The organism is Burkholderia sp. Ac-20345, from assembly GCF_017104825.1.
Taxonomy (GTDB): Bacteria; Pseudomonadota; Gammaproteobacteria; order Burkholderiales; family Burkholderiaceae; genus Burkholderia; species Burkholderia lata_B.
In genome coordinates this window covers 1-5,102 of the sequence record NZ_JAAGPO010000359.1, presented here as the reverse complement: position 1 = coordinate 5,102, position 5,102 = coordinate 1, and the positions used below count along the sequence as shown (strand labels likewise).

The 5,102-nt window shown below is 68.9% G+C and carries 5 protein-coding genes; 2 read left to right on the top strand and 3 right to left on the bottom strand.

The window, feature by feature from the left end; translation table 11 throughout:
• Both G3O06_RS46505 and G3O06_RS46500 read right to left on the bottom strand, forming a co-directional pair.
• Window positions 1–1,042: CaiB/BaiF CoA-transferase family protein (locus G3O06_RS46505; RefSeq protein WP_205820108.1), on the bottom strand; the 1,042-nt coding region annotated here is incomplete at its 3' end.
• Window positions 1,039–2,025, bottom strand: a complete 987-nt coding sequence (locus G3O06_RS46500; protein ID WP_205820107.1) for a hydroxymethylglutaryl-CoA lyase — start codon at window positions 2,023–2,025, stop codon at window positions 1,039–1,041. The genes G3O06_RS46505 and G3O06_RS46500, both read right to left, overlap by 4 nt.
• A gap of 172 nt (window positions 2,026–2,197) precedes the next feature.
• On the opposite strand from G3O06_RS46500, the gene G3O06_RS46495 reads away from it, so the two are divergent.
• Complete coding sequence (locus tag G3O06_RS46495; RefSeq protein ID WP_346779600.1) at window positions 2,198–3,019, top strand: IclR family transcriptional regulator; 822 nt, start codon at window positions 2,198–2,200, stop codon at window positions 3,017–3,019.
• A gap of 138 nt (window positions 3,020–3,157) precedes the next feature.
• Complete coding sequence (locus G3O06_RS46490; protein WP_205820106.1) at window positions 3,158–3,796, top strand: 2-hydroxychromene-2-carboxylate isomerase; 639 nt, start codon at window positions 3,158–3,160, stop codon at window positions 3,794–3,796.
• Between the two features lie 46 nt (window positions 3,797–3,842).
• On the opposite strand, the gene G3O06_RS46485 is transcribed toward G3O06_RS46490, so the two are convergent.
• Entirely contained in the window at window positions 3,843–4,826 is a 984-nt protein-coding gene (locus G3O06_RS46485) for a LysR family transcriptional regulator (protein ID WP_205820105.1), read from the bottom strand.
• Window positions 4,827–5,102 lie beyond the last annotated feature (276 nt).

Genomic DNA, 5,102 nt, shown 5'->3' with positions numbered 1-5,102 from the left:
CGGCACAGCTCGCGTCGGCTGGCAGCGTCACCGCTTCGAGGCCGCCCGTGGCGAGCAGGTGCGGGTCGTCGAACAGGTCATGCGGTTTCGTGATCGGCGCGTACGGCAGGCCGTTCGATTCGAAGATCGCGCCGATCTCCGCGGCCGAATACGGCGCGAGCCGTGCACGCAACTCGGGCAGCAGCCACTCGCGCGCCTGCACGCGCAGGTTGTTGGTCGCGAGGCGCGGATCGTCCTTCAGCGCGGCCAGGCCGAATGCCTCGCAGAACAGCGCCCACTGCGTGTCCGACACGACCGCGAGAAAGATCTGTTCGCCATCCTTGACGGCAAACACGTCGTAGACGGCCCACGCGGAAATCCGGCTCGGCATCGGCGACGCGGCGTGCCCCGTCACCGCGAACTGCATCATGTGCTGCGCGACGAGGAACACGTTGTTCTCGAACAGCGAACTCTGCACCTGCTGGCCGCGGCCGGTGCGCTCGCGCTGCGCGAGCGCGGCCATCGCGCCGATCGCACCGAACATGCCGCCCATGATGTCGTTCACGCTCGCGCCCGCGCGCAGCGGCCGCCCTTCCGGGCCCGTCATGTACGCGAGGCCGCCCATCATCTGCACCACCTCGTCGAGCGCAGTGCGATGCTCGTACGGCCCCGGCAGGAAGCCCTTGTGCGACACGTACACGAGGCCCGGATTCAGCGAGAAGAGCGCCGGATAGCCGAGGCCGAGCCGGTCCATCGTGCCGCTCTTGAAGTTCTCGCTGAAGACGTCCGCCGTCGCGACGAGCCGCAGCACGATCTCCAGCCCGCGCGGATCCTTCACGTCGACCGCGAGGCTCTTCTTGTTGCGGTTGAACATCCCGAAGAAACCTGCGCCCGAACCGCGCAGCGCGCGCGTGCTGTCGCCCGCGATCGGTTCGATCTTGATGACCTCCGCGCCGAGATCCGCGAGCAGCATCCCGCAGGTCGGGCCCATCACCATGTGCGTCATCTCGATCACGCGCACGCCTTCGTACGGCAGCGCCGCAGCCGGTTGGTGGTCGTTCATTGCGCGACTCCCGTCAGGCATCCTTCCGGTTGCACGGCAGTGGGAGAACGTCCGTCCGCGTAACGGAAGCCCTTCGGCAACCCGGCGTCCGGCACATGGCCGTACAGCGCCTCGGCCGGCAGCGCCGCGTGCAGGATCGCGCGCGCGGCCAGCAGCGCATCGACGTCGATACCCGTGTCGAATCCCATCGCTTCGAGCAGGAACACGAGATCCTCGGTGACGATGTTGCCGGTCGCACCCGGCGCATACGGACAACCGCCGAGGCCGCCCTGGCTCGCGTCGATCGTCGTCACACCCGCGTCGAGTGCCGCGACGACGTTGGCGAGCCCCTGCCCGCGCGTGTTGTGGAAATGCGCGCCGCCGGCCTTGTCGCCGACTTCACGGTGCAGCCGGGTGAACAGCCGACGCACCTGCGCCGGGTTCGCATAGCCGCTCGTGTCGGACAGCCCGATCTCGTCGACGCCGCATTCGGCCATCGCCACCGCCATTGCGATCGTCTCGTCGTCGCTGACGGCGCCCGCGATCGTGCAGCCGAACGCGACCGACACGCCCGCCTCGATCTGCACCGACGGAAACCTCGCGTCGCGCAGCGCGACGATCGCGCGCACCTCGTCGATCATCTGCGCGGGCGTCTTGCGGATGTTTGCCAGCGAATGCGCCTCCGTCACCGAGACCGGCAGCGTCAGCTTGTGCACGCCGGCCTCGAATGCGCCCTCGGCACCGCGCAGGTTCGGCGCGAGCGCGGCGACGTGCAGCCCGGGAATCGTCAGCGCATGCGCGACGACTTCGTGCACATCGGCCATCTGCGGCAGCAGCCTGGCCGGCACGAACGACCCGACCTCGATCTCGCGCAGGCCGGCCGCGGCCAGCGCCGTGATCCAGCGCAGCTTGCCGGCCGTCGGCATCACGGCCTTGATGCTCTGCAGGCCGTCGCGCGGCCCGACTTCGCTGACCAGCACCTTCGGATATTCGGAAACGCTCATTTGACACTCCATCGTTCTATCTAAAAGAACATCGTTCTGTTTGATAGAACTCTATGCGCGCGTCGAATGGGCTGTAAGCGGGGTATACCCGTGAAATTGCGATTTTCTGGAACTTGAGTTCTATCAGACAGAACGATATAGTCGGCGGATCATCCTCAGAAGGAAGCAGGCAGTGCCTACGACTCACACCGATCACGCCGGCGACGGGCCCGATTTGCCGGCCGACGAAACGTCCAGCGGCGTCGCCGTTCTCGATCGCGCGTTCGCGATCCTCCGTGCGTTCGGGCAGACCGACGACCGGCTGTCGCTCGCGGAGCTGTCGCGCCGCACCGGGCTGTACAAGAGCACGATCCTGCGCCTGCTCGCGGCGCTCGAGCATGGCGGCTTCATGCGCAAGCTCGACGACGGCCAGTACGCGATCGGGCACGAGCCGCAGCGGCTCGCCGCGCTGTACCAGCGTTCGTTCCGGGTCGGCCCGGTGGTCGAGCCGCTGCTCGAGACGCTGAGCCGCGAACTCGGCGAAACGGCGTCGTTCTACGTGCGCCAGGGCGACATGCGCTCGGTGCTGTACCGGGTCGAGCCCGCTCGCGCGGTGCGCGTGTCGATTCGTGTCGGCGAGGAGTTTCCGGTGCGTCAGGGTGCGTCCGGGAAGGTGCTGCTGGCGTTCACCGACACGCAGGATGCGCAATGGAACGACGTGCGCGAACAGCTGTGGGCCGCATCGTACGGCGAGCGCGACCCCGAGACGGCTTCGGCATCCGCGCCTGTGTTCGGGGCAGCCGGCGAGTGTGTCGGCGCGCTGACCGTATCGGGCCCGAAATCGCGGCTCGCCGACGCGCCGGCCATGGCGGCCGCGCTCGCGATGCTGTTGCCGCTCGCGCAGAAGGCGACCGTGGCGCTCGGCGGCGCAGGCGCACGCTACGACGCGGCGGCCGTGCGTGACAGCCTCGCGCGGCTCGCGTCGGCGGCGGGCCACGGCGACGCAGCGTCATAACCGGCTGCGCGCGCCTGGCCACGTAACAGCGTAAAAGGCGACCGCGTGCGACACTGGCCGCCGATGCATGCATCGCGCGCCGCTTGCGGGCGTGCCGCGCGTGCCACCGCCAACCGGACACGCTTGAGGGCAGACACCATGAACGCCGCGCGCACCGCCACCTGGTATTTCGACTTCGTTTCGCCGTTCGCCTATCTGCAGCAGGAACAGTTCGACCGGTTGCCCGCCGCCGCCGCGTTCGAGCCGCGGCCCATCGTGCTCGGCGCACTGCTCACGCACTGGGGCCAGAAAGCGCCGGCCGAGATCGCGGCGAAACGCATCTTCACCTATCGCCACGCGCAATATCGCGCGGACAAGCTCGCCATTCCGTTCCGGATGCCGCCCGCGCACCCGTTCAATCCGATCAAGCCGCTGCGCCTCGCGATCGCGATGGGCAATTCAACCGACGCGATCCGGCGGATCTTCCGGCACATCTGGCGCGACGGCCAGGACGTGTCGACGCCGGAAGGCTTCGCCGCGCTGTGCGAAGCCGTCGGCTTTCCGGAAGGCGTGACGGCCGTCGACGCCCAGCCGGTGAAGGACGCGCTGCGCGCGAACACCGATGCTGCGATCGCGCACGGCGTATTCGGCGTGCCGACCTTCGAACTCGACGGCGACCTGTTCTGGGGCGAGGATGCGACCGACATGTTCGCCGACTGCGCGACGTCGCGCGCGTGGCTCGATTCGCCCGAGGTGCGCCGCATCAGCGCGCTGCCCGAAGGGATCCGGCGCGGCTGACGGCGCAGCCGCCGCCCGGCGCGCGCGGCGCGTCCTGCGTCAGGTATCAGGCGTCACGCCCTTCGACGAGCCCCGGCACGGCCTCGCGCATCATCGCGGCAAACCGCACGAGCCGCGACGGATAGAACTGCGCATGCGGGTAAGTCAGGTACACAGGCAGCGGCGCGGCCTGCCACTCGGGCGCGAGATGGACGAGCTCGCCGCGCGCGAGGTGGTCGGCCAGCATCCATGACGAGCCGACGCACGCCCCCACCCCCAGCAGCGCCGCGCTGCGCAGCGCGTACAGGTTCGCGGTCGTGATGCGCGGGCGGATCGCAATGCGCCGCGTCTCGCCCGTGACCGAATGCGTGAGCGCCAGCTCGGTGCGGTAGTACGTGCGCAGCGCGAGCCACGGCAACGCGGCCAGCGCGTCGGGGTCGGCCGGCACGTCGGCGCCGTTCAGCACGGACGGCGCGGCGACCACGAAGCGCGGCACCTTCGAGAGCCGGATCGCGACGACGGCCGGATCGGTCGGCTCGCCCACCTGGATCGCGCAATCGATGCCGCTGCCGACGAAATCCCGCACCTCGTCCTGCAGCAGCCACTCGACCGACACGCGCGGATAGTCGCGCAGGAACCGTGCGAGCGGCTCGACGAAACGCTCCTGGCCGAACGCGTGCGGCACCGCGACCCGCAGCAGCCCGTCGGGCTCCTCCTGTGCGCCGCGCAGATCGGCCTCGAACGCCGCCCAGTTCGCCAGCAGCTCCTTCGCGCGCTTGAAGCAGCGCTCGCCGTCGACGGTCAGCCGCATCGTGTGCGTCGTCCGCTGCAGCAGCCGCATGCCGAGCGAGCGCTCGAGCGCCTGCAGCCGCCGGCTGATCGTCGGCTGCGTCGTATGCAGTTGCGCGGCAGCGGCCGACAGGCTGCCCGCCTCGACTATGCGCACGAAGGTTTCCATCAGCTCGAAACGATAGCCGGCGCCATCCACCGGCACCGCCTGAACGCGCGGAGACCCGCCAGCAGTGCGGGAGAGGGGAGATTTTTCAGTCATGCGTGGAGCGTATAACAAATCTGCGCAGGGCGGCACTACCGTGGCCGGCCGCGTATCGCCAAACTCGCGTCCATTCCTTCATTCAACCCAGGATGCACGCGATGTCCACCCCGTCCCGTCTCGATGCCGCGCCGCGCGCGGCACACGCCCCGGCCCACCCGGCCGCCCATTCGATGCCCGATCGCCGGCTCGTGCTGCTGGCTCGGAAGAGCGTCGTGTAGGGCAAGCGTGTGATCTATCGTGTAGTTCTTGTGGTGTTGTGTGTCAGTCAAAACA